This window comes from Nisaea sp. (assembly GCF_017640745.1).
Classification (GTDB): Bacteria; Pseudomonadota; Alphaproteobacteria; order Thalassobaculales; family Thalassobaculaceae; genus Nisaea.
Genome location: NZ_JAEPQA010000036.1, coordinates 1 through 21,033, shown reverse-complemented (window position 1 = coordinate 21,033; position 21,033 = coordinate 1). Strand labels below are relative to the sequence as shown.

Sequence of the window (21,033 nt, the reverse complement as noted above, 5' to 3'; positions counted from 1 at the left end):
TTGCGAAATGCTCATGCTTCGGTTATGGTCGAAGTATGAAAGAAGGACCTGATATAGCTCTCATCGGCTCGCTCATCGGCGATCCTGCGAGGGCCAACATGCTGACAACCCTGATGAGCGGCAAGGCGCTGACCGCGAGCGAGCTTGCGGCGGAAGCCGGGATTACGGCGCAGACGGCAAGCTCCCACCTCTCCAAGCTGGAGGGCGCCGGGCTGCTGACCCAGCGCAAGCAGGGACGGCACCGCTATTTCGCGCTCGCCGACGACGAGGTCGGCAACCTGCTGGAGGCGATGATGGGGCTCGCTGCAAAGCGGGGCCACATGCGTGCCCGGACCGGCCCGCGCGATCCGGCGCTGAGGAAGGCGCGGGTCTGCTACAACCATCTCGCCGGCGAATTCGGCGTCCGCATGTTCGACAGTCTGGCCGCGCGCGGGCTGGTCGTGGAGGAAGGAGAAGACGTCTCCCTGACGGACGAGGGCGAGACCTTCGTTTCCGGACTCGGTATCGACCTTCCGGCTCTGACGTCGCTCCGCCGCCCGCTCTGCAAGTCCTGTCTCGACTGGAGCATGCGCCGCACCCATCTCGCGGGCGCCCTCGGCACCGCGCTGCTCGACCGGTTCTACGATCTCGGCTGGGCGCGGCGGATCGACGGCACCCGCATTGTCAGCTTCACGGGCGAGGGCGAGCGGCGCTTCCTCGAGATATTCCCTGCCGTCTAGGTGACTGCCGCCCGGGCGTGGAATTCCGGGCGGTCCCAGGAGCGGGTCCGGAGGATCTCCTCCAGATGTCCGACCGCGTCGAACACGTCGGTGAAGCGGGTATAGAGCGGCGTGAAGCCGAAGCGCAGCAGGTCCGGGGCGCGGAAATCGCCGATCACGCCGCGGGCGATCAACGCCTGCATTACCGGGTAACCGTTTTCATGCGCGAAGGAGACCTGGCTTCCGCGCCGAGCCGCGTCGCGCGGGCTGGCGAGCGTCAGGCCGAGCCCTGCGCAGCGCTCCTCGACCAGCTCGATGAAGCATTCGGTGAGCGCGACGGACTTCTCCCGCAGCGCGGCCATATCGACCTCGGCCCAGAGATCCAGCGCCGCGTCGAGCGCGGTCATGGCGAGTACCGGCGGGGTGCCGCAGAGGAAGCGCTTGATGCCGTCCGTCGCCTCGAAGCGATGGTCGAAGGCGAAGGGCGCCTTGTGCGAGAACCAGCCGGTCAACGGCTGCCGGGCTTCGTCCTGGTGGCGCGGCGCGACATAGGCGAAGGCAGGCGCGCCGGGGCCGCCGTTCAAATACTTGTAGCCGCAGCCGACGGCGAAATCGGCCTTTGCACCCGAGAGATCGACCGGAACGGCGCCCGCGGAATGAGCGAGGTCCCAGATCGCGAGCGCACCCGCCCCGTGGACGGCACGAGTAACGGCGGCCATGTCGTGCATATAGCCGCTGCGGTAATTCACATGCGTCAGCATCACCGCTGCGACGTTCGGGCCGAGTGCGCCCGGCAGTTCCGAGGGGTTCTCGATCAGGCGCAGCTCGTGCCCCTTGCCGAGCAGCTCCTTCAGGCCCTCGACCATGTAGAGATCGGTCGGGAAGTTGCTCTTCTCCGAGACCACGATTTTCCGTTCCGGCCGGAGTACGAGGGCGGCTGACAGCACCTTGAAGAGGTTTACCGAGGTGGAATCTGTCGCGACCACGCTTTCGGGCTCGGCGCCGATCAGTTTCCCGATCTTGCCGCCGACCGTCTCCGGCAGCTCGACCCAGCCGGCATCGTTCCAGCTCCGGATCAGGCCGTCGCCCCATTCCTCCGAGACGCACTTTGCAACCCGTTCACGGACGATGCGGGGCAGCGGGCCGAGGGAATTGCCGTCAAGATAGATCACGCCCTCCGGCAGCTCGAAGAACTCGCGGAAACGGGCGAGCGGATCGGTCGCGTCGCGGGCCGCGAGCGCGCTTCGGTCGGGCGCCGTCAATTCTCCGCTCCGGCAACGATGCCCCGGTCGTGCAGCTTCCCGATCTCGCCGCTGCCCATGCCGAGGAACTCCGCCAGCACCTCGTCGGTATCCTGGCCGAGGCGGGGCGCCGCCGCCGGTATTTCCGAAGCCTGACCGTGGAAATCGATCGGCGTGTCGGAGGTCGGGTAGGTGAGGCCGCTGCCGTGGGTGACGTCGTGATAGGGCTTGCCCATCTCCCGGAAGCGGTCGCTCGCGACTGCCTCGCGGACAGTGCGGTAGGGCTCCCAGCAGACTCCGTTCTCGCGGAAGCGTGGGGCAAGGTCGTCCAGGGTGCACGCGGCCACGGCATTCTCGACCACCGGATTGATCTTCTCGCGATATTCGAACCGCAGACCCTCGTCCTTGGCGAAGCTGACACCAGTCTCCGTTTCCACGGCGGCGATCTCCGCCTCGATCCCGAGGGAGGCGAGCAGGCCGGTCCATTGCCGGGGCGAGAGCGCGACCAGCATGATGTAGCGGCCGTCGGCGGTCCTGAAATCCCGTCCGAAGGCGCCGAACACGTCGTTGCCATAGCTCGGCCGGTCCTCCGGCTCGGTCATCACCTCGGCGACCTGGCCGAGGGTACCGAGCGTGGAAAGCGCGATGTCGCCGAGCGGCAGGCGGATCTCCGCTCCTTCGCCGGTCTTCTGCCGCTGGCGCTCGGCGGCGAGCAGGGCGAAGGCGGCATTGGCGCCGGCGATCAGGTCCCAGGCGGGCAGCACGTGGTTCACCGGCCGCTTCTCGCCCGGCAGGCCAGGCTCGCCGGTCATCAGCGGGAAGCCGGCACCGGCATTGGCGGTGTAGTCGACGCCTTGCGTCCCGTCCGCCCAGCCCATGACGCGAAGACTGATGATGTCCTCGCGCCGAGCCTTCAGCGCCTCGTGGGAGAGGAAACCGGACACCGGATAGTTCGTGACGAAGAGACCACGGCCTTCGCCGGGCGCCGTCGCGAGTCGGAGAGCCAGTTCCCGGCCTTCCGGAGCGCGCAGGTCCAGGGCGACGGATTTCTTGCCCTTGTTCAATCCTTCCCAGTAGAGGCTGGCGCCGTTCGCCGCCTTCGGCCAGCGCCGGTAATCGAGCCCGCCGCCGATGGCATCGAAGCGGATCACCGTGGCGCCCATCTGCAGCATGTTCAGTGTGCAGGAGGGTGCGGCGATGAAGGAGGCGCCTTCGACCACCGTCAGATCTTGAAGCAGCTTGTACATCCGTGTTTCTTGGGTCTGTTTCGTCAGTAATGCGATGCGCGCCGACCCTAGCACGGTTGTCGCGGTGCCAAAGAGGCCCAAACCGGAAAGAAGTCTATCCGCAATGAAGTCAGTCTATGTCGATGCCGATGCCTGTCCGGTGAAGACCGAGATCCTCGCGATCGCGGACCGCACGGAGGCGACTTTCTACATCGTCAGCAACCGGGGTTTCCGTACCGGCGACCGGGCGAACGTGAAGAATATCCTGGTCTCGGACAAGTTCGACGCGGCAGACGACTGGATCGCCGAGCGGGTGCAGCCGGGCGACATCGTCGTCACCGGCGACATTCCGCTCGCGAAACGCTCCATCGAGGCGGGTGCTAAGGCGCTCGGCCATGGTGGACGGGAATTCACCGAGGCGGGAATCGGCATGGCGATGGCGATGCGTGACCTGATGTCCGACCTCCGGGCGATGGGCGAGGTCTCCGGCGGCGGACCCGCCTTTTCGAAAAGGGACCGGGAATCCTTCATCCGCGAGCTGGAGCGGATGCTGCGCGCCTGATAGCGCATCGCTGCGCTTGACAGGGGCGCTGCGAAAAACGAGCCTCGCATTGTTGGTGTCCTTCGGGACGAAAGGGAATCCGGTGCGCCGCCCAAGCGGCAAATCCGGGACTGCCCCCGCAACTGTAGCCGGCAAGATCCGACCGGGAATGCCACTGGCCTCGCGTGAGGCTGGGAAGGCGGTTTGGATCGAGGAGCCGGAAGTCAGGAAACCTGCCAACGCTGTGTCCCATTTTTACCCGGGCGGGGTGCACCGGAGGAGGTTTAGATGACCCGACTATCCACCCAGAGTCCGGCCGACGATGCGGCCGACCGCGATCTCGCGACCCTGATCCTGACGCTTCTCAGCGTTGCGGAAGACGACCGTACGCTTTCCCGGTCCCTCTCCATGGTGCGGGCGGAAACTTCGCGGGAGGATTTCGCCGGCGGCATGCAGGAGGCGGCGCGGCGCATCGGCGTGCTCTTCGGTGCCGCACAGCGGCTGGAAGTGACAGAGAGAAGTTCCATAAACCGACTGCCGGTCTGATTGGCGCCCTGTCCGTTCGCTGCTAGCCTCCCGGCTGTAACTATCTAGACGGGAGAGAGCGGGTGAACGATCAGACACCCCAGTCCATCGACGCGGCGCTGGCCGAGATTCGGTCGATCCTCGGGCCGAAAGGCTGGCTCGAGGATCCGAACGATACGCTGAAATATCGCACCGACTGGCGCGGTGCGCCGGAAGGCGAGGCACTCGGCGTTGCCCGCCCCTCCACGACGCAGGAAACGTCTGCCGTCGTGAAGGCCGCGGTGAAGGCGGGGATCTGCATCGTGCCGCAGGGCGGCAATACCGGTCTCGCCATCGGCTCCGTGCCGACCGAGGAGCGGCCGACCATCATCGTTTCGACCGATCGGCTGACGGCGGTACGCAACCTCGACCCGGACAATTACGCCATGGTCGCCGAGGCCGGTTGCGTGATCCAGAACATGCAGGCGGTCGCGGCCGAAGCCGGGCGACTCTTCCCGCTCTCGCTTGCCTCCGAAGGCTCCAGCACGGTCGGCGGCACGCTCTCGACCAATGCCGGCGGCAACAACACGATCAAGTACGGCAACACCCGCGAGCAGATCCTCGGCATCGAGGCGGTGCTGGCGGACGGATCGGTCTTCGACGGACTGGAGACGCTGCGCAAGAACAATACCGGCTACGACATGAAGCAGCTCTTCATCGGCGCCGAAGGCACGCTCGGCATCGTTACCGCCGCCGCCTTCCGCCTGATGCCGCTGCCGAGGGTGCGCGAGACCGCGATGCTCTCCGTGCCGTCCCCGCGCGAGGCGCAAAAGCTCCTGAGCTCTGCGCGCGAGCTTTCAGGCGACACCATCCTCGCCTTCGAGATCATGCCGCGCGCTGCATTCGACCTGGCGATCAGGCATATCGACGGCATTACCGATCCGCTCTCCGAGCCCTCGCCCTGGTACGTGCTGATCGAGATGGGCACACCATCGCCGCTCGACGATCTCCGCGCCAAGCTGGAAGCGATCTTCGCCGAGGCGATGGAGCAGGGCTGGGTCACCGACGGCGTGATCGCCGAGAGCGAAGGCCAGCGCCGCGAGCTCTGGCGGATCCGTGAGGAGCAGGCGGAAGCCGGCAAGCGCGAGGGCACGCCACGTATCGCCGGCGACGTCTCGGTCCCGGTCTCCCGCGTGGCCGACTATCTCGAGCAGTCACAGGCGGCGATGAGCGAGTGTATGCCGGGCCTGCTCTTCAACTGCTTCGGCCATATGGGCGACGGGAACATCCACTACACGGCGCGCAAGCCTGCCGGGGTGAACGATGCCGCGTGGGAGGAGAAGAAACCGGACTTGACCGCGCGGATGTACGAGACCGCGCTCACGCTCGGCGGCAGCTTCTCGGCGGAACATGGGATCGGGTCCGAAAAGCTGCCCTATCTCGCCAAATACGGCTCGCCCTCTAAGATCGCCCTGATGAAGGCCGTGAAGCAGGCGCTCGACCCGAAGAACATGATGAACCCGGGCAAGGTCATCCCCTGATCACTTGATCCCGGCCCGCATGAAGCTCTGGACGAACTGCCTCTGGAACAGGAGGAAGGCGATCAGCAGAGGGCCGGAGGTCATCAGCGTCGCGGCGGTGATGATCGCCCAGTCGATCCCCTGATCGGTCGAGGAAAAGACGCTGAGTCCGACCGTCACAGGCCGGGTCTCGACCGAGTTGGTGACGATCAGCGGCCAGAGGAAATTGTTCCAGTGGTGGCTGACCGAGACCAGCCCGTAGGCGAGGTATGTCGGCTTGGCGAGCGGGACATAGACCTTCAGGAGGATCGTCATGAACCCCGCGCCCTCGACCCGGGCCGCGTCGTCCAGTTCCTTCGGGATGGTCTTGAAGGTCTGCCGCAGCAGGAAGATCCCGAAGGCTGAGGCCATGTAAGGCAGGCCGATGGCGAGGATGGTGTCGAGCAGGCCGAGAAACCGCATGGTGCGGTAGTTCTCGACGATCAGGATGTCCGGCATCACCAGTAGCTGCAGCAGCACCAGCACGAAGACCGCATCGCGGCCGCGGAACTCGAATCGGGCGAAGGCGAAGGCCGCGAGCGTGCAGAGCACGAACTGGCCGATCAGGATCGAGGTCACCAGCAGCACGGTGTTGAGGAAGTAGCGCGCGAAGGGCGCTGCGTTCCAGGCCGCAACGAAATTCTCCAGCGTCAACGGCGCCGTCAGCTCGAAGCGGGTGGAATATTCGCCCGGATGGAACGCCGTCCAGAAGGCATAGATCAGTGGCGCGAACCAGACGAGCGCGAGCGCCCAGGCGCCGACCGTGTTCAGGGCCCGGTCGTAGTCGAAGCCGGAGAGACGGAACGCGTTCATCGGTAGTGCACCCGTTTGTCGAGCAGGAGGAACTGGCCGATGGCCACCGCGAAGAGCAGGAGGAGGAGAGCGACGGTCAGGGTCGAGGCATAGGCCGTGTCCCAGAAGCGGAACGAGGTCTCGTAGATGTAGAACAGCAGCAGCGAGCTCGCATTGTCCGGTCCGCCTTCGGTCATGACGAAGATATGGTCGACGAGGCGGAAGGAATTGATCACCGCATTGACCGAGACGAAGAGCGTGGTCGGCATCAGCAGCGGGAAAGTGACGCGGCGGAAGAAGTACCAGCGTCCGGCGCCCTCGATGGCGGCGGCCTCGCGGAGCGAGACCGGGATGGTCTGCAAAGCCGCGAGATAGAAGATCATGAAAAAGCCGGCTTCCTTCCAGACCGCGACCACGATGACGGCGTTCAGCGCGGTCGACGGATCGCCGAGCCAGTTATGCTGCGAAAAGCCGAAGAATCCGGTGATCTGGTCGATCAGGCCGAAGCCCGGCGTGTAGAAGAACATCCAGATATTGGCGACGGCGATCAGCGGCAGCACGGTCGGGGTGAAATAGGCCATGCGCACGAAACCGCGGCCCTTCAGTTTGCTGTCGACCCAGAGTGCCATCAGGATCGCGATCGCGACGGACGCCGGAATGGTGCCGAGCGCGTACCAGAGATTGTTGCCGAGCACCTTCCAGAAGGTCGTGTCGGCGAGCAGCGTCTCGTAGTTCTCCAGGCCGACGAATTTTGCCGGACGCTTGCCGCGCGGCGTCGAGAAGAAGCTGTGAAAGAGGGTGACCGCGGCCGGATAGTGGGTGAAGGCGATCAACAGGATCATCGCCGGGCTGAGGAAGAGCCAGGCATGGATCCAGGTCCGGTTGGCGAGCGGTCCCATCGGTCGGCGGTCTTTCGGTAAGTCGGGAAAAGACCGGCGGCGGGACGAGCCCGCCGCCGGGTCCCGGAGTGTCAGCGGTAATCCTTGAGGATCTTGTCCGCCTTCTGCTGCGCATCGTTCATGGCTTCTTCCGGCGACATCTTGCCGGTGATGGCGGCCTCGAGGCCGTCGTTGAAGATCGTGGTGATGCGCTGGTTCTGGTAGGTCGAGAGCTCGGCCACTGCGTATTGCAGCTGGTCGCGAGCGACCAGAGCCGGCGGAAAGTCGGCGACATAGGCCTTCATCTCCGGCGTTTCCCAGGCATCAGGGCGCGGCGCGACATAGCCGGTCGCGATCGACCACTTGGCGGCTTGAGTCGGAGCCGAGATCCACTTGATGAAGTCGAGGGAGGCCGCCTTCTGCTCGTCCGTCGAGTCCTTGAAGATGTAGAAATTTCCGCCGCCGGTCGGCGCGCCGCGGCGCTTGTTGGCCGGGAGCATGGCGACACCGAACTCGAACGGCGCGTTGGCGCGCACATTGGTCAGGTTGCCGGTCGTGGTCCACATGATCGCGGACTCGCCCTCGAAGAAGGCCTTCGGCGTGGCGCCCCACTCGATGATGCCCGGCGCCATAACCTCATGCTTGGCGCTGAGGTCGACGAGGTACTGCAGCGCCTCGATCACCTTCGGATCGGCGAAATTGGTCTTGTTGCCGTCGCTGTTGGCGAGAATCACGTCGTTCTGGGTGCTGAGGCCCTGGAAGAGCCAGTAGGGGAAACCGGAACTCGGGATCCTGACGCCCCACTGGGTGACTTTGCCGGAGGCATCCTTGACGGTCAGCTTCTTGCCGAACTCGACCAGTTCTTCCCACGTCGCCGGAGGGGTGTTCGGATCGAGGCCTGCCTTCTTGAAGGCGTCCTTGTTCCAGTACATGACCGGGGTCGAGCGCTGGAACGGGATGCCGTAGGTCTTGCCGCCGGTCTGGCTGTTTTCCATGAAGGCCGGATAGAAGGCCTTCAGCCATTCCTTGTCCGCGTCGGTCTTGATCAGATCGTCGAACGGAACGATGGCGTCTTCCTCTATCAGGGTGAACATGTCGACCGCGAGGATCACCGAGAGCTGCGGGGCCTGGCCGCCTTTCACCGCGGTCAGCGCCTTGGTGATGGTGTTCTGGTAGCTGCCTGCATAGACCGCGTCGATTTTGACGTCGGGGTGTGCGGCGGCATATTCCTTCGTCAACGCCTCGATCGTGTCGGCTGCTTTGCCGCCGACCGCGACCGGGAAATAGAACTGCAGGTCGACCGCCTGCGCGGCGCCGGCCATGGAAAGCGACATCGCAGCCGCGACGGCGCCGATCCCAAGTTTCTTCGTGAAGTGCATCGCTATCTGATCCTCTTGTCACAAGCTGGGTTCCGGACGGCAACCGCCCGGCACTTACGGATGCCCCGGGAGACGGGACACCAATTCCTTGTCGGCGTTCGCGTTATCCTTCCGCGCCGGTCAGAAGGTCGTCGCGCCGGTGTCCCGACCCGACGTCGAACAGGTGAATGGCCGCGCGCGGCCAGGTGAGGCCGATTTCCGCGCCTGGAGAGAGGCCGTCGGCGCCGCGCGTCCTGACGGTGAGGCGCTCGCTGCCGAGCCTGCAGTCGATCAGCGTGTCCGCGCCGAGATATTCGATGGTCTCGACCTCCGCGCGGTGCACGCTCGCCTCGTCGAGAACGATGTCTTCGGGGCGAAGGCCGGCGGTCAGGTCCGATTTGGGAATGCCGTTCAGTAACGCAGTGTTGGTTCCCTTGATCCTGACGCCGCCATATTCCCAGGTGAGTGCGAGGACGTTCATCGGCGGTGTGCCGATGAAACGGCCTGCGAAGCTCGTCGCCGGTCGTCCGTAAGTCTCGACAGGTGTTGCGTTCTGCTCGATCGTCCCGTCCTTGAGCAGGATGATCCGGTCCGCCATGCCCATGGCTTCGGCTTGGTCATGGGTGACGTAGAGCATGGTCATGCCGAGCTTGCGCTGCAGGGCCCGGATCTCGACCCGCATCTCGTGCCGGAGTTTGGCGTCGAGGTTGGAGAGAGGTTCGTCCATCAGGCAGATGGGCTTTTCGGCAATGATCGCCCGTCCGAGCGCGACGCGCTGCTGCTGCCCGCCGGAGAGCTGGCTCGGGCGCCGATCGAGCAGCTCGGAGAGGCCGAGCAGGTCGGCGACCCGCGCGAGACGCTCTGTTTGGTCGGTCCTTGGGACCTTTCGCACCTTTAGGCCGAAGAGAATGTTCTCTGCCACGCTCAGATGCGGGAAGAGGGCGTAGGACTGGAACACCATGGCGAGGTCGCGCTCGGCCGGCGGGCGTGCGGTGACGTCCCTGCCGCCGATCTCGATGCTGCCCGCGCTCGCGCTCTCCAGGCCGGAAATGAGACGCAGCAAGGTCGATTTCCCGCAGCCGGACGGTCCGAGCAACACTGCGAAGCTGCCGGGCTCGACCGAAAAGGAAACGTCACGGACAGCGTAACTGTCGCCCCAGCGCTTGCTCAGTCCGCTGACAGTGATACCGCTCATTCTCCAGCTTCCGCCATGTCCGGAAGCAGGGAGAAAGCCGCCTCGCTGTCGCTTGCGATCACCAGTTCATGACCGGAATCGCGGATCATCTCCGCGATTGGGGCGGGCGGGGGAACGTCGCAGAAGACCATGTCCGCATCAGAGATATGTCCGCCGCGGACATAGGCCGCGCGGCCGAACTTGGTGTGATCGAGCACGACGACTTTGGTGCGGCAGTTCTGGCTGATCACCTCGCGGGCGCGGATCTCGTCCTCGGTGAAGTCGAGCAGGCTGCCGTCCGCGTCCACGCCGCCGACGCCGAACAGGCCGAAATCGACCTTGTAGGCGGAGAAGAACTGTTCGACCTGCTGGCCGAGCACGTCGCGTCCCTCGGAACGGATGCGGCCGCCAGCGATCGTGACCTCGAAGGAAGGGTTGCTGCTGGCCGTCAGCGCGGCGGCGATGTTGTTGGTGACGACTCGAAGACCGTTATGCGAACGGAGCGCGCGGACGACCATCTCCGGCGTGGTACCGATGCTGACGGCGATGGAAGCGCCGTCCGGGATCCGCACTGCGACGGCCGCCGCGATCCGCGCCTTGGCGCCGGCGTTCAGGATCATGCGCTGATCGTAATCGATATTCGCGTTCGGCGAGGGGAGTTCGACCCCGCCATGGCGCCGGCGGAGAAGACCACTGTCGCACAGCTGATTGACGTCCCGGCGGATGGTCTGCTCGGTGACGGCGAAACGCTCCGCCAGATCGATGATGGACTGGTAGCCCGCCGCGCGGACCATTTCGGTGATTTCGGCCCGGCGTTTGGACGCATTGGAAGAGATGCTGGCAGTCACGTGATCGCCTTCGCATGAGATGTTCGAATGAATGCGGAGCGAAGGCTATTGGGTGTCTGTTACGGAATTAATGTTCGTTTTTTGACAGTTCGGTAACGACGCAGGCGCGTTCGAAACCTGTTCGTGACAGTTGCAAGTCGGGGAAGGGGGCGAAAACCAAAAAGCCGGAGACCCTGGGGTCTCCGGCTTTCGCCCGAACCGATGGTCGGGTTCGACTAGAAGTAGAGCGAGATGTCCACGTGATTGGACTGGCAAGCCGCCACGTCCAGCGCGATATCTCGCGGCAGTCTCTCAAGAAGACGGAGCCCGATCGTATTACGGATGGCCGCTTCGTACTCGTCGAGCTTGGCGCCGATGGCGGTCTTCGCCTGCTGGCGCCAGGCCAGTTCCTCCTGATAGACCTTCAGGGCGTCCTGCAACTCGGTTAGAGCCTGTTCCCTGTCCGGAGACGAGCCGCGCATCGCGCGCCGCGCCTTGGAGACAGCGGAGCGGATGGCGCCTGCCTCGACGACTTCACCGATCCTGGCCTCGACTTCCTTGATCGCCTCTTCGGCGTCTTTCGGAGCCTGGTTCGCGATCGGGTCGGCCAGCCCTTCGATCGCGCCGGAAAGCGCGGCGAGCGCGTCGGTGTCGTGCAGGGTGGCCTGCAGCTTTGCAACAGGTTCATACGCCGAGTCGACCGTCCGCCGATAGCCGAGGCGGGCCTTCTTCTCCGCATTCAGAACCTTGGTGAAGGCTTTGTGATCCGGTTCCCAGTTCGACGGGATCTCGGCTTCGAGTTCGACCTGTTCGGCCTTCAGCTTCTCGATCCTGTTCGAGAGCTTTTCGGCCGCCTCGAGCTGCTCGCCATTGGAACGCTGGAGCAGTTCCAGCCTGTCCTCGAGTTCCTTGATCTCAGCGACGTGCTTGGCGATCTCGCGCTGGGTTGCACGGACCTCGACGTGGAGCGGGCGATAGGTCTTTGCCGCTTCCTCGATGGCTGCCGTGGCGGCAAACGCCTCTTCGATCGCAGGGAAAGACTGTTCAGCGGCATCGAAGCTCTTCTTCAGATCGTTCTGAACGGATTTCGGCAGATACGAAATGTCCCAGGTCTTCGCATCGGTGATGGCCGCGCGGATCTGATCGCCGTCCTCACGGAAGGCAGTCAGCACGTAATCCTCGATGCAGTTCTGCAGCCGCGGGTTCTTCGGCGGCGGCGCGCTTTCGGCGGTGAGGGACATGCGGTTCGGCAGATAGTTCACCAGCTGCGGCGTGACGCCGACGATGAACAGCGCGAAGAGCTGAAGGCTGATGAAGGGAATAACGCCCTTGTACATCGACAATGTCTTCACCGCGGCCGGTGCGACACCGCGCAGGTAGAACAGCGCGAAGCCGAACGGCGGGGTAAGGAACGAAGTCTGGATGTTCAGGCCGATCATGACGCCGAGCCAGACCGCGGTCACGTTTGCGGACGGGTCGGCCAGCAGGATCGGGGCAACGATGGGGACCACCACCACGGCGATCTCGATGAAGTCGAGGAAGAAGCCGAGGATGAAGATCACCGCCATGACAATGATGAACTGGGCCCAGAAACCGCCCGGCAGGCTGGTCAGGAACTCGCGTACGAGCTCTTCGCCGCCGAAGGCGCGGAACGCCGCCGTCAGCATCGCCGCGCCGAGCAGGATGATGAAGACGAGCGCCGTCGTCTTGGCCGTTTCGACCATCACGCCACGCAGCGTGTCTTCGGTGACGAAGGCACGCCAGCCGCTCCAGAAGATCGAGACCAGGAAGACCAGAACCGCAATGCAGGCGATCACGACCGCGATGACGTCGCTGGAATCGTGGATCGCACGGATGTTGATCGGGTGGATGCTCGTCAGTACCAGGACGGTCACGAGCGAGCCCATGGCGAGGATTGCCGGATAGAACGCACCCGGACGCCCGTCATACAGACGGTAGCCTGCCATGACCATGGCACCGACCGCGCCGATGGCGCCGGCCTGGTTCACTGTCGCGATACCGGTGATGATAGAGCCGAGCACGACAAAGATCAGGGTCAGCGGCGGCACAAGGGACAGGAGGACGCTCATCGCGAACTTCCGGTCGTACTTGCCTTCGAACGGCACGGCCGGGGCGATCGAGGGGCGGAAGAAGGCCATGATCAGGATGTAGGCCATATAGAGGCCGACGAGGATCAGGCCCGGAAGAAGGGCGCCCATGAACATGTCGCCGGCGCTCGTGGAGCTCACGCCAAAGGAGCTCGGCATGGTGAACTCGCCGGTCATTTCCTTGAAATAGGCGGTGCGCGCCATGCCCGCCTGGTCGACCGCGCTTGCCAACTGGTCGGCGAGGATGATCAGCACGATGGAGGGCGGGATGATCTGCCCGAGCGTGCCCGAGGCCGCGATCGTACCGGTCGCCAGCGAATGCGAGTAATTGTTGCGCATCATCGCCGGGAGCGAGATCAGGCCCATCGCCACCACGGTCGCGCCGACGATGCCGGTCGTTGCCGCCAGCAGCGCGCCGACGAAGACCACGGAGATGCCGAGACCGCCGCGGATCGGCCCGAAGAGCTGAGCCATGGAGACCAGCAGGTCCTCGGCGATCTTCGAACGCTGCAGCATGATGCCCATGAAGACGAAGAGCGGGATCGCGATCAGCGTATCTCGCTCGACCTCCCAATAGACGCCGCGGAAGTTCGTGACACCGGCCGTCAGCCAGTTCATCGGTCCGCCCTGGGCGAAATAGGCGGCGGCATCGCCGGCGAAGAGTTCGCCGGTCAGGGCTGCGAGGCCGATTGTGATGATCGCGGATCCGGGCAGCGCGAAGGCGACCGGGAAGCCGGACGCGAGGGCGCCGGCCATGATCACGACAAGCAGGAGGAGGAATACGAGTTCCATCAGTCGGGTTCGCTCTTCGGGTCTTTAGTGGGCTGAAGCTTCGGCGATTTGACGCTTGCCGGGTTCGTCTCGATAGTCGGCAAGGCTCTCAAGGATATAGGCGGCAAACTGGATCATCATCGTGATCGCGAAGATCCCGAGGAAGCCTGCCATGAGATACTTCACATACATTCCGAAGCCGGACTGTGAGACTTCGAAGCTCAGCAGCGCGCTGTTGATGATCGAGGACTTGCCTGCCATGCCGATGGCGAGCACCGTCACGCACAGGGTCATGCCCAGGAGCAGAGAGCCCCAGATGTTGACCAGGCCTTTCATGCGGCTGGAGAGACCTGCATATACGACGTCGACCCGGACATGTCCGTCTTCATAGAGCGTGTAGGCGCTGGCGAAGAGGAAGAGGGCGCCGTACCAGAAGCGGACGAGATCGCCCTGGAAGGCCTGCTCGTAAGAGAAAATGAAGCGGCTCAGCACGATGGAGAGTTCTGCTGCGACGACCAGGAGCGCGAGCCAGGTAAACCCGAGCGAGCGGGAAAAGGCTGCGGTAACGCAGCCGGCAAGAACCAGCGGAATATGGACATAGCCGCCCCGGAATTGCGGGCGTCCGAGCTCTGTCGCCAGAGCGTCGCCGAAAAGAACCGGAAGCAGGCCTTCGACGCGCAGGAAGGAAATCACCATGTCTGCGAGCCCGACGAAGATCACCGCCCAGAACGAGGCCCGGATGATGTAGGCGGCGACCGAAACCATGGCTTCGGACTCCTGTCTCAACAGGCGGTCCGGCGTGCGCATCGTGTAGAGGGCGGCCCCCCCGACACAGATCAGATAGGAGAGGGTCTGTACCGCGCCAAGTGTCGCCGCTGTGCCATCCAGAGGACTCTGCGGCGCAAAGCCCGGAAGAAGTCCGAGGTCCCCGAGGAACGTCATCATGCCCGGCCAGTTCAGCCAGAAGATGAGGTAGTTGTTCAGCGCAAAGACGAGAGTCCCGCTAACAACGCTCCAGCAGAAGATGCGAGTAAAAGCAGAAACGGGCGTCTGATATCCAGACGCCGCCGCGGCACCCATCGATGCCCCCGAAGCCGATCCGACCATGTCCTGAAGTCTTCTTTCAAGAAAGGAGACGGGATCGCTTGATCCCGTCTCTATCGTTTGCGGTGTTTAGACGATTACAGGCCGATAACGCGGTTACGCTTCTGAGAGTAACCGATATCGGCGAGCTTCAGCCAGCCACCAGCCTCGGAGCGGGCTTTCAGGAAGCTCTCGTGGACCCGGTTGGCGAGATCGCTGTGCTGACGGGTCTCTTCGAAGACCTGATCGGCCGCATCGCCGAAGGCGTCATAGACGTCGTCGTTGAATTCCTTCACGACAACACCGTGCTCGTCGATCAGCTTGCGCAGATACTCACCGTTTTTGGCATTGTATTCCGCCATCATCCAGTCGTTCGTCTGCATCGCGACGGAGCGGATAACCGCCTGGTCGGTCTTGGTCAGCGAGCCCCACCAGGAGGCGTTCATGCCGAGGGAGTCGAACCCGCCCGGCTCGTGCATGCCCGGGAAGTAGTAGTACTTGGTGGCTTCGTAGAACTTCATCGCGTAGTCGTTCCACGGGCCGACCCACTCGGTCGCCTCGATGGCGCCGGAGACCAGGTTTTCATAGATCTGGCCGCCCGGCAGGGACACCGGGGAGGCGCCCAGCTTTGCCATGACGTCGCCGCCGAGGCCCGGGATACGCATCTTCAGGCCCTTGAGGTCGTCGGCGCTGTTGATTTCCTTGTTGAACCAGCCGCCCATCTGCACGCCGGTGTTGCCGGCCGGGAGGCACTTCAGGCCGAAATCGGAACCCAGCTCGTCCCACAGCTCCTGGCCGCCCATGTGGTGAACCCACGCACCCATTTCGGACGCGGTCAGGCCGAACGGCACGGAGGTGAAGTAGGCCCAGGCCGGATGCTTGCCTTTCCAGTAGTAGTCGGCGGCGTGGTAGGCCTGCGCGTTGCCGGAGGCAACTTCGTCGAACACGTCGAACGCGCCGACGCGCTCGCCGGCGGCGAAATACTGCACCTGGATGCGGCCACCGGAGGTTTCCTGGATGCGCTCGGCCATCAGCTGAGCATTGGTGCCCAGACCCGGGAAGTCACGGCCCCAGGTCGAGACGATCACCATCTCGATGCGCTCTTGGGCGAGCGACGGTTTCGGGAAGGACGAAGCAGCGGCGGCGGCGGCACCGCCGACACCGGCCAGCCCAGCCTTGGTAATAAAGTCGCGACGTTTCATTGCGAAGCTCCCTAGCAAGATTGTTTCTTCAGTTGCGAACAGATCGCAGAGTGAAGCCATCGACCGCACTCTTTACAAGTGTCTATTCACAGCTCGCCGAAATTTGTGCGTTCGAATTTCGGATTTGGCAACCATTCATCTCCATTAATACCGCAATGCGGCATAAATTTGCTCGGAAGCCGTGCCCGCGGGTTCGAAAATGTCAAATTTTGAGGTTTTGAACTTCCGAAACGGTCCCGAATCCACTTCCGGGTCAGACCGGGAGCGCTGTGGTCTCCTTGATCGTCTCCATCGAGAAGCGTGAGGTGACCTCGCTGAGCGCGGTGAGCTCAACGAGTTTCTTATAGAACTGGTCGAAGCTCTTCATGTCGGGCACGACGACCTTGAGCAGGTAGTCGACCTCGCCCGCCATGCGATGGAACTCAAGCACTTCGGGCATCGCCTGAACTGTGTTTGCGAAGGTCTGCAGCCAGTCGGCCGAATGTTCTCCCGTTTTGATGCTTACGAAAACGGTCAGCCCGTAGCCGAGCTTGTCGGCGTCCAGAACCGCGACCTGCCGCTTGATCAGGCCGTCGACCTGCATGCGGTTGATTCGCTTCCAGCAGGGGGAGGCCGAGAGCCCGACCTGCCGTGCGATATCGGAAACCGAGATGCTGCTGTCCTCCTGCAGGAGGCGCAGGATCTTTCTGTCCATGTCATCCATTCTTGATTTTCCAATTTCCTGACAAAGACCGTCTCCGTTTGAGCTCCATGAGAACGATCCGTTCTATTTAATGGGGCAATATTGTCGATATGGGAAAAATAATGATATTTCAGAGGCGTTGAGAGTTCAACACTCTCTCCACCCGGCAACGGGGACGCGGCGATTTGAAGGGCAGCTTGCGGCCGCGAACGAAACCGCTAAAGCGCCACGGGATGATCCCCGTGGGCCCTTTCGTGACAACGGAATGGAGCCGGCCATGAGGTCGCATCTCGGAACTGCCATCCTTTCTGCGGATCCCCGCCGATGAAATACCTGCCGATATTCGCGGATCTTTCCGGTCATTGGGCGCTGCTCGTTGGCGGCAACGAGGATTCGGCCCGCAAGCTCCGGCTTCTGCTGAAAACCGAAGCGCGTATCCGCGTTGTGAGCGCGACGCCGAACGACGAGATTTCCGCGCTCGCCGAGGCGGGCAGGATCGAACTGCTTCGGCGAGATTTCGAAGATCGGGATCTGGAAGGTGTCCGACTCGCGATTGTCGGCGATGCCGAAGCTCTTGAAGTCGAGGATGTGGCGCAGCGTATCCGCGTGACCGGCATCCCGACCAACGTCGTCGACCGTCCGGAGCTGTCCACATTCATCATTCCCGGCATTGTCGACCGCGATCCGATTGTGATCGCCATCGGCAGCGAGGGGGCGGCGCCCGTCATGGTGCGTCGCATCCGCGAGAAAATCGAAGGATTGCTTCCGGTGCGCCTCGGTGCGCTTGCCCGTTTTGCACAAAGTTTCCGCGGCGCCATTTCCGCCGCCATCCGTGACGGTGCGGGTCGGCGGCTTTTCTGGGAGCGCTTCTTCGACGGCCCGGTTGCACAGGACGTTCTTGAGGGGCGCGAGACCGCCGCGCGCGAAGCGATGCTCCGCTTGGTGAACGCCGGCGAGCAAAGCGGGCCTTGCGGGTCCGTCGCGCTCGTCGGAGCGGGACCGGGAGATCCGGATCTGCTGACCCTGAAAGCGCTGCGGTTGATGCAGGACGCGGACGTCATCGTGCACGATGCGCTCATCGGACCGACCATGCTGGAGTACGTGCGGCGGGACTCGCTCCGCATCGATGTCGGCAAACGCGCCGGACGGCAGTCCCGGACCCAGGACGAGATCAACGCACTTCTCGCGGAACACGCGGAAGCAGGCCGGCGTGTCGTGCGCCTCAAAGGCGGTGATCCTTTCATCTTCGGACGGGGCGGCGAGGAACTGGCTTATTTGAAAGCGCGCGGCATCGCCGTCGAGGTGGTGCCGGGTGTCACTGCGGCGCTTGGCGCGGCGTCGGCTGCAGGGCTGCCGCTGACCCATCGAGATCACGCGAACCGACTGACCATCCTCACCGGGCATGACCGCAACGGGCTCTCTGACTTCAACCGGCATCTGCTCGCGGATCCGAAAGGAACGCTCGTCATCTACATGGGGCTTGGCGCCGCGCCCCGGATCATGGCCGACGCCCTCGCTGCGGGGCGCTCCGCGTCCACGCCGGTCGCGGTGATCGAAAAGGCGACATTGCCGGAACAACGCGTTCTGAAGGCGCAACTCGGCGGACTTGCCAGGCTGGTCGAGGATGAAAGGGTCGAAGCCCCCGCATTGATCGTGATCGGTGACGTGGCGGCGCTGGCCGACGGAGAGGTTTTCGAGGCGGCGGACGCAGGTCGCCACCGCCTCGCTGTCTAGGAAGTGAGTGAAATGAAGAAGAAATCCGAAAAGCAGATCATGACCGCAAACAGGCTTGGCGACGGAGCCGTCGTCTATCTCGCTGCGGATGACGAATGGGTGCTCAGCCTGCATGACGCCGAGGTCGCCGAGAGCGAGGAGGCGGCGACTCGCCTTGAGGAGCGCGCCGGCCTTGCGATGAAGCAGCAGAAGATTGTCGGTCCTTATCTCTTCGCCGTCACGGTCTCCGAACGGGGGATCTCGCCGGTCAGCCAGCGCGAGATCATCCGCGCGGCGGGACCGACGGTTGGCACCGATCTCCCCGAAACCACACCGCTCCGCTGAGCCCCGGATATCGAGAGATGTATCAGTATAACGAATTCGACCATGCCTTCCTTCGGGACCGGACCGCGGAATTCCGCGACCAGGTCGCGCGCCGCCTCGCGGGCGAGCTGACCGAGGACGAGTTCAAGCCGCTCCGGCTTATGAACGGACTCTATCTGCAGCTCCATGCCTACATGCTGCGCGTTGCCATTCCATACGGCACGCTCTCGGCGAAGCAGATGCGCCAGCTCGGCTATATCGCGAAGCGCTGGGACCGCGACTGGGGCCATTTCACCACCCGCCAGAACATCCAGTACAACTGGATCAAGCTGGACGATGTGCCGGACATCCTCGACGCGCTCGCCGAGGTCGAGATGCATGCGATCCAGACCAGCGGCAACTGCATCCGCAACGTGACCGCGGACCAGTTCGCCGGCGTCGCCGCGGACGAGATCGAGGATTCCCGCGTCTGGGCCGAGATCATGCGGCAATGGTCCACGCTGCATCCGGAATTCACCTTCCTGCCGCGCAAGTTCAAGATCGCTATCACCGGCTCCGAGCACGACCGGGCGGCGGTGAAGTTGCACGATATCGGCCTCCGCATGCGCCGCAACGCGGCGGGCGAGACCGGCTTCGAGGTGATCGTCGGGGGCGGGCAGGGGCGCACGCCGATCGTCGGCGAGACGATCCGCGAGTTCCTGCCGAAGCAGCACCTGCTGTCCTATCTTGAGGCGATCCTCCGGACCTACAACCTGCTCGGCCGCCGCGACAATCTCTACAAGGCCCGGATCAAGATTCTGGTCGCCGCCGTCGGCATCGAGAAGTTCGCGGAGATGGTGGAAGAGGAATGGGAGGCGATCCGCGACAGCGTGCTGACGCTTGAGCCGGAACGGATCCGTGAGATCGAACGGCATTTTGCGCCGCCGAAATACGAAGAGATTGCGGAACCGGTTGTCTCCTACGATGCCGCCCGCTTCACCGATCCGGCCTTTGCCGCCTGGACCCGGACCAATCTCTTCCCGCACAAGCAGCCGGGCTATGCCGTCGTCACGGTTTCCCTGAAGCCGGCGGGCGGAGTGCCGGGCGACGCCACATCGGCGCAGATGGAGGCGCTGGCCGATCTCGCCGAGCGCTATTCCCTCGGCGAACTCCGGATCGCGCACGAGCAGAACGTGGTGCTGCCGAACGTCCGAAAGCAGGATCTTCACCGGCTCTGGCAGGAGCTCGACACGCACGGGCTGGCGGATGCCAATATCGGCCTGATCACCGACATCATCTCCTGCCCGGGGCTGGACTATTGCAACCTCGCCAATGCCCGCGCGATCCCGATCGCTCAGCGCATCAGCCGGCATTTCGCCGACCCGGCGCTGCAGGCGGAGATCGGGCCGATCACGCTGAACATCTCCGGCTGCATCAATGCCTGTGGGCATCACCATGTCGGCAATATCGGCATCCTCGGCGTCGATAAGAAAGGCGTCGAGCATTACCAGATCACCATCGGCGGCATCGCCGACGAGAACGCGGCCATCGGCCGGATCCTCGGCCCGTCCTTCCCGGCCGAAGAGGTGGTCGACGCCATCGACACCCTGATCGCGACCTTCCGGAGCATCCGGGAGGAAAGCGAACTCTTCATCGACACCGTGAAGCGGGTCGGCATCGAACCTTTCAAGGAGACTCTCTATGCCAATCATTAGGAATGGCCGGATCGAGGAGAATGCGTGGGTCTCGCTTGCCGAGACGGACGCGGGGGCACTTTCCCGCGAGACGCCGATTGTCGTCGGCCTCGCGGAGTGGGTCGCGGGTCGCGAGACGTTGATCGCAAATTTCGATCGTCGCGCCGTCCGGCTTGAGAATGCGGACGCTGTCGAGGAGATCGCGGACGATCTCGACTTCATCGACGCCGTGATCCTCGTCTTCCCGAAATTCAACGACGGTCGCGCTTTCTCGCAGGCCCGTCTGCTGCGGGACCGTCTCGGCTTCAAGGGCGAGATCCGCGCGACAGGTCATGTCATTCAGGACCAGTTTCTGTTCCTGCAGCGCTGCGGCGTGGATGCGGTCGAGGTGAAGGACGGCAAGCTGCTCGACGCTTGGAACCGAGCGCACAAGCGCTTCAAGGGATTCTATCAGCCGGCGCTCGCGATCCCGGAAGCGGAGTCGGAAGACAAGGTTGCTCGGAACGACGGCTTTGGCGGCGCCTACAGCCGTGTCGAGCCTGCCGTGCTCGCGAGCTGGGCCTACTGAAGCGGGATTTGGCGCTCCACCCAATTGCCTCGGCGCCAAATCGACCTGATCCGCCGGAAGGATTGCCTTCCGGCGGTTTTTTATCTGTCGGATATACTCGTACGGTTTGAC

Annotated in this window: 19 protein-coding genes and 2 riboswitches; of the genes, 8 read left to right on the top strand and 11 right to left on the bottom strand. The window is 63.7% G+C overall.

The window, feature by feature from the left end:
* Positions 1 to 35: 35 nt before the first annotated feature.
* The gene (locus JJ959_RS19180) at positions 36 to 719 is read left to right on the top strand and encodes a helix-turn-helix transcriptional regulator (RefSeq protein ID WP_292887385.1); all 684 of its coding nucleotides are present in this window, start codon (positions 36 to 38) and stop codon (positions 717 to 719) included.
* Here JJ959_RS19180 and kynU read toward each other — a convergent pair.
* Together kynU and JJ959_RS19170 are read right to left on the bottom strand one after the other, a co-directional pair.
* Positions 716 to 1,960 carry a kynureninase gene (gene kynU / locus JJ959_RS19175; protein ID WP_292887382.1) on the bottom strand — a complete coding sequence of 415 codons (1,245 nt, stop codon included), beginning with the start codon at positions 1,958 to 1,960 and terminating at the stop codon, positions 716 to 718. The two genes, JJ959_RS19180 and kynU, sit on opposite strands and share 4 nt — an antisense overlap.
* Complete coding sequence (locus JJ959_RS19170; protein WP_292887379.1) at positions 1,957 to 3,186, bottom strand: CoA transferase; 1,230 nt, start codon at positions 3,184 to 3,186, stop codon at positions 1,957 to 1,959. Before JJ959_RS19170 ends, kynU begins: the two co-directional genes overlap by 4 nt.
* 103 nt (positions 3,187 to 3,289) lie before the next feature.
* Between JJ959_RS19170 and JJ959_RS19165 the strand changes: the two genes are divergently transcribed.
* From JJ959_RS19165 to JJ959_RS19155, 3 genes are all read left to right on the top strand, one after another.
* On the top strand, positions 3,290 to 3,727 hold the full coding sequence (locus JJ959_RS19165; protein ID WP_292887376.1) for a YaiI/YqxD family protein: 438 nt from the start codon (positions 3,290 to 3,292) through the stop codon (positions 3,725 to 3,727).
* Positions 3,728 to 3,763: 36 nt separating this feature from the next.
* Positions 3,764 to 3,962: riboswitch (cobalamin riboswitch) on the top strand.
* Between the two features lie 32 nt (positions 3,963 to 3,994).
* Positions 3,995 to 4,252, top strand: coding sequence for a hypothetical protein (locus JJ959_RS19160; RefSeq protein ID WP_292887374.1), 258 nt, complete (start codon positions 3,995 to 3,997; stop codon positions 4,250 to 4,252).
* Positions 4,253 to 4,314: 62 nt separating this feature from the next.
* Positions 4,315 to 5,751, top strand: a complete 1,437-nt coding sequence (locus tag JJ959_RS19155) for an FAD-binding oxidoreductase (protein ID WP_292887371.1) — start codon at positions 4,315 to 4,317, stop codon at positions 5,749 to 5,751.
* Here JJ959_RS19155 and JJ959_RS19150 read toward each other — a convergent pair whose 3' ends face one another.
* The 9 genes from JJ959_RS19150 to JJ959_RS19110 form a co-directional block, all read right to left on the bottom strand.
* On the bottom strand, positions 5,752 to 6,582 hold the full coding sequence (locus tag JJ959_RS19150; RefSeq protein ID WP_292887368.1) for a carbohydrate ABC transporter permease: 831 nt from the start codon (positions 6,580 to 6,582) through the stop codon (positions 5,752 to 5,754).
* Positions 6,579 to 7,460: a sugar ABC transporter permease gene (locus tag JJ959_RS19145; protein ID WP_292887365.1), complete on the bottom strand. Its 882-nt coding sequence runs from the start codon at positions 7,458 to 7,460 to the stop codon at positions 6,579 to 6,581. The genes JJ959_RS19150 and JJ959_RS19145 overlap by 4 nt, the downstream gene beginning before the upstream one ends.
* Positions 7,461 to 7,531: 71 nt before the next feature.
* Positions 7,532 to 8,818, bottom strand: coding sequence for an ABC transporter substrate-binding protein (locus tag JJ959_RS19140; protein WP_292887362.1), 1,287 nt, complete (start codon positions 8,816 to 8,818; stop codon positions 7,532 to 7,534).
* 103 nt (positions 8,819 to 8,921) lie between these two features.
* Positions 8,922 to 9,992 (bottom strand): ABC transporter ATP-binding protein, encoded by a 1,071-nt coding sequence (locus JJ959_RS19135; RefSeq protein WP_292887359.1) that lies wholly within the window; start codon positions 9,990 to 9,992, stop codon positions 8,922 to 8,924.
* Positions 9,989 to 10,819, bottom strand: a complete 831-nt coding sequence (locus tag JJ959_RS19130) for a DeoR/GlpR family DNA-binding transcription regulator (RefSeq protein WP_292887356.1) — start codon at positions 10,817 to 10,819, stop codon at positions 9,989 to 9,991. Before JJ959_RS19130 ends, JJ959_RS19135 begins: the two co-directional genes overlap by 4 nt.
* A gap of 215 nt (positions 10,820 to 11,034) precedes the next feature.
* Entirely contained in the window at positions 11,035 to 13,698 is a 2,664-nt protein-coding gene (locus JJ959_RS19125; RefSeq protein WP_292887352.1) for a TRAP transporter large permease subunit, read from the bottom strand.
* Positions 13,699 to 13,722: 24 nt separating this feature from the next.
* Positions 13,723 to 14,757: a TRAP transporter small permease subunit gene (locus JJ959_RS19120; RefSeq protein ID WP_292887349.1), complete on the bottom strand. Its 1,035-nt coding sequence runs from the start codon at positions 14,755 to 14,757 to the stop codon at positions 13,723 to 13,725.
* A 101-nt stretch (positions 14,758 to 14,858) separates the two neighbouring features.
* A complete protein-coding gene (locus tag JJ959_RS19115; protein ID WP_292887346.1) occupies positions 14,859 to 15,962 on the bottom strand; it encodes a TRAP transporter substrate-binding protein in 1,104 nt (367 codons plus the stop codon).
* 253 nt (positions 15,963 to 16,215) lie between these two features.
* On the bottom strand, positions 16,216 to 16,665 hold the full coding sequence (locus tag JJ959_RS19110; RefSeq protein WP_292887344.1) for an Lrp/AsnC family transcriptional regulator: 450 nt from the start codon (positions 16,663 to 16,665) through the stop codon (positions 16,216 to 16,218).
* Between the two features lie 146 nt (positions 16,666 to 16,811).
* Positions 16,812 to 16,886, top strand: a riboswitch (SAM riboswitch).
* 82 nt (positions 16,887 to 16,968) lie between these two features.
* Here JJ959_RS19110 and cysG point away from each other — a divergent pair.
* Genes cysG through JJ959_RS19090 form a run of 4 tightly spaced genes read left to right on the top strand, consistent with a single transcriptional unit; the run spans position 16,969 to position 20,922 of the window.
* On the top strand, positions 16,969 to 18,378 hold the full coding sequence (gene cysG / locus JJ959_RS19105) for a siroheme synthase CysG (RefSeq protein WP_292887341.1): 1,410 nt from the start codon (positions 16,969 to 16,971) through the stop codon (positions 18,376 to 18,378).
* Between the two features lie 12 nt (positions 18,379 to 18,390).
* A complete protein-coding gene (locus JJ959_RS19100; protein ID WP_292887338.1) occupies positions 18,391 to 18,702 on the top strand; it encodes a DUF2849 domain-containing protein in 312 nt (103 codons plus the stop codon).
* A 17-nt stretch (positions 18,703 to 18,719) separates the two neighbouring features.
* Positions 18,720 to 20,375, top strand: coding sequence for a nitrite/sulfite reductase (locus JJ959_RS19095; RefSeq protein ID WP_292887335.1), 1,656 nt, complete (start codon positions 18,720 to 18,722; stop codon positions 20,373 to 20,375).
* Positions 20,362 to 20,922, top strand: coding sequence for a DUF934 domain-containing protein (locus JJ959_RS19090; RefSeq protein ID WP_292887332.1), 561 nt, complete (start codon positions 20,362 to 20,364; stop codon positions 20,920 to 20,922). The genes JJ959_RS19095 and JJ959_RS19090 overlap by 14 nt, the downstream gene beginning before the upstream one ends.
* Positions 20,923 to 21,033: the final 111 nt, after the last annotated feature.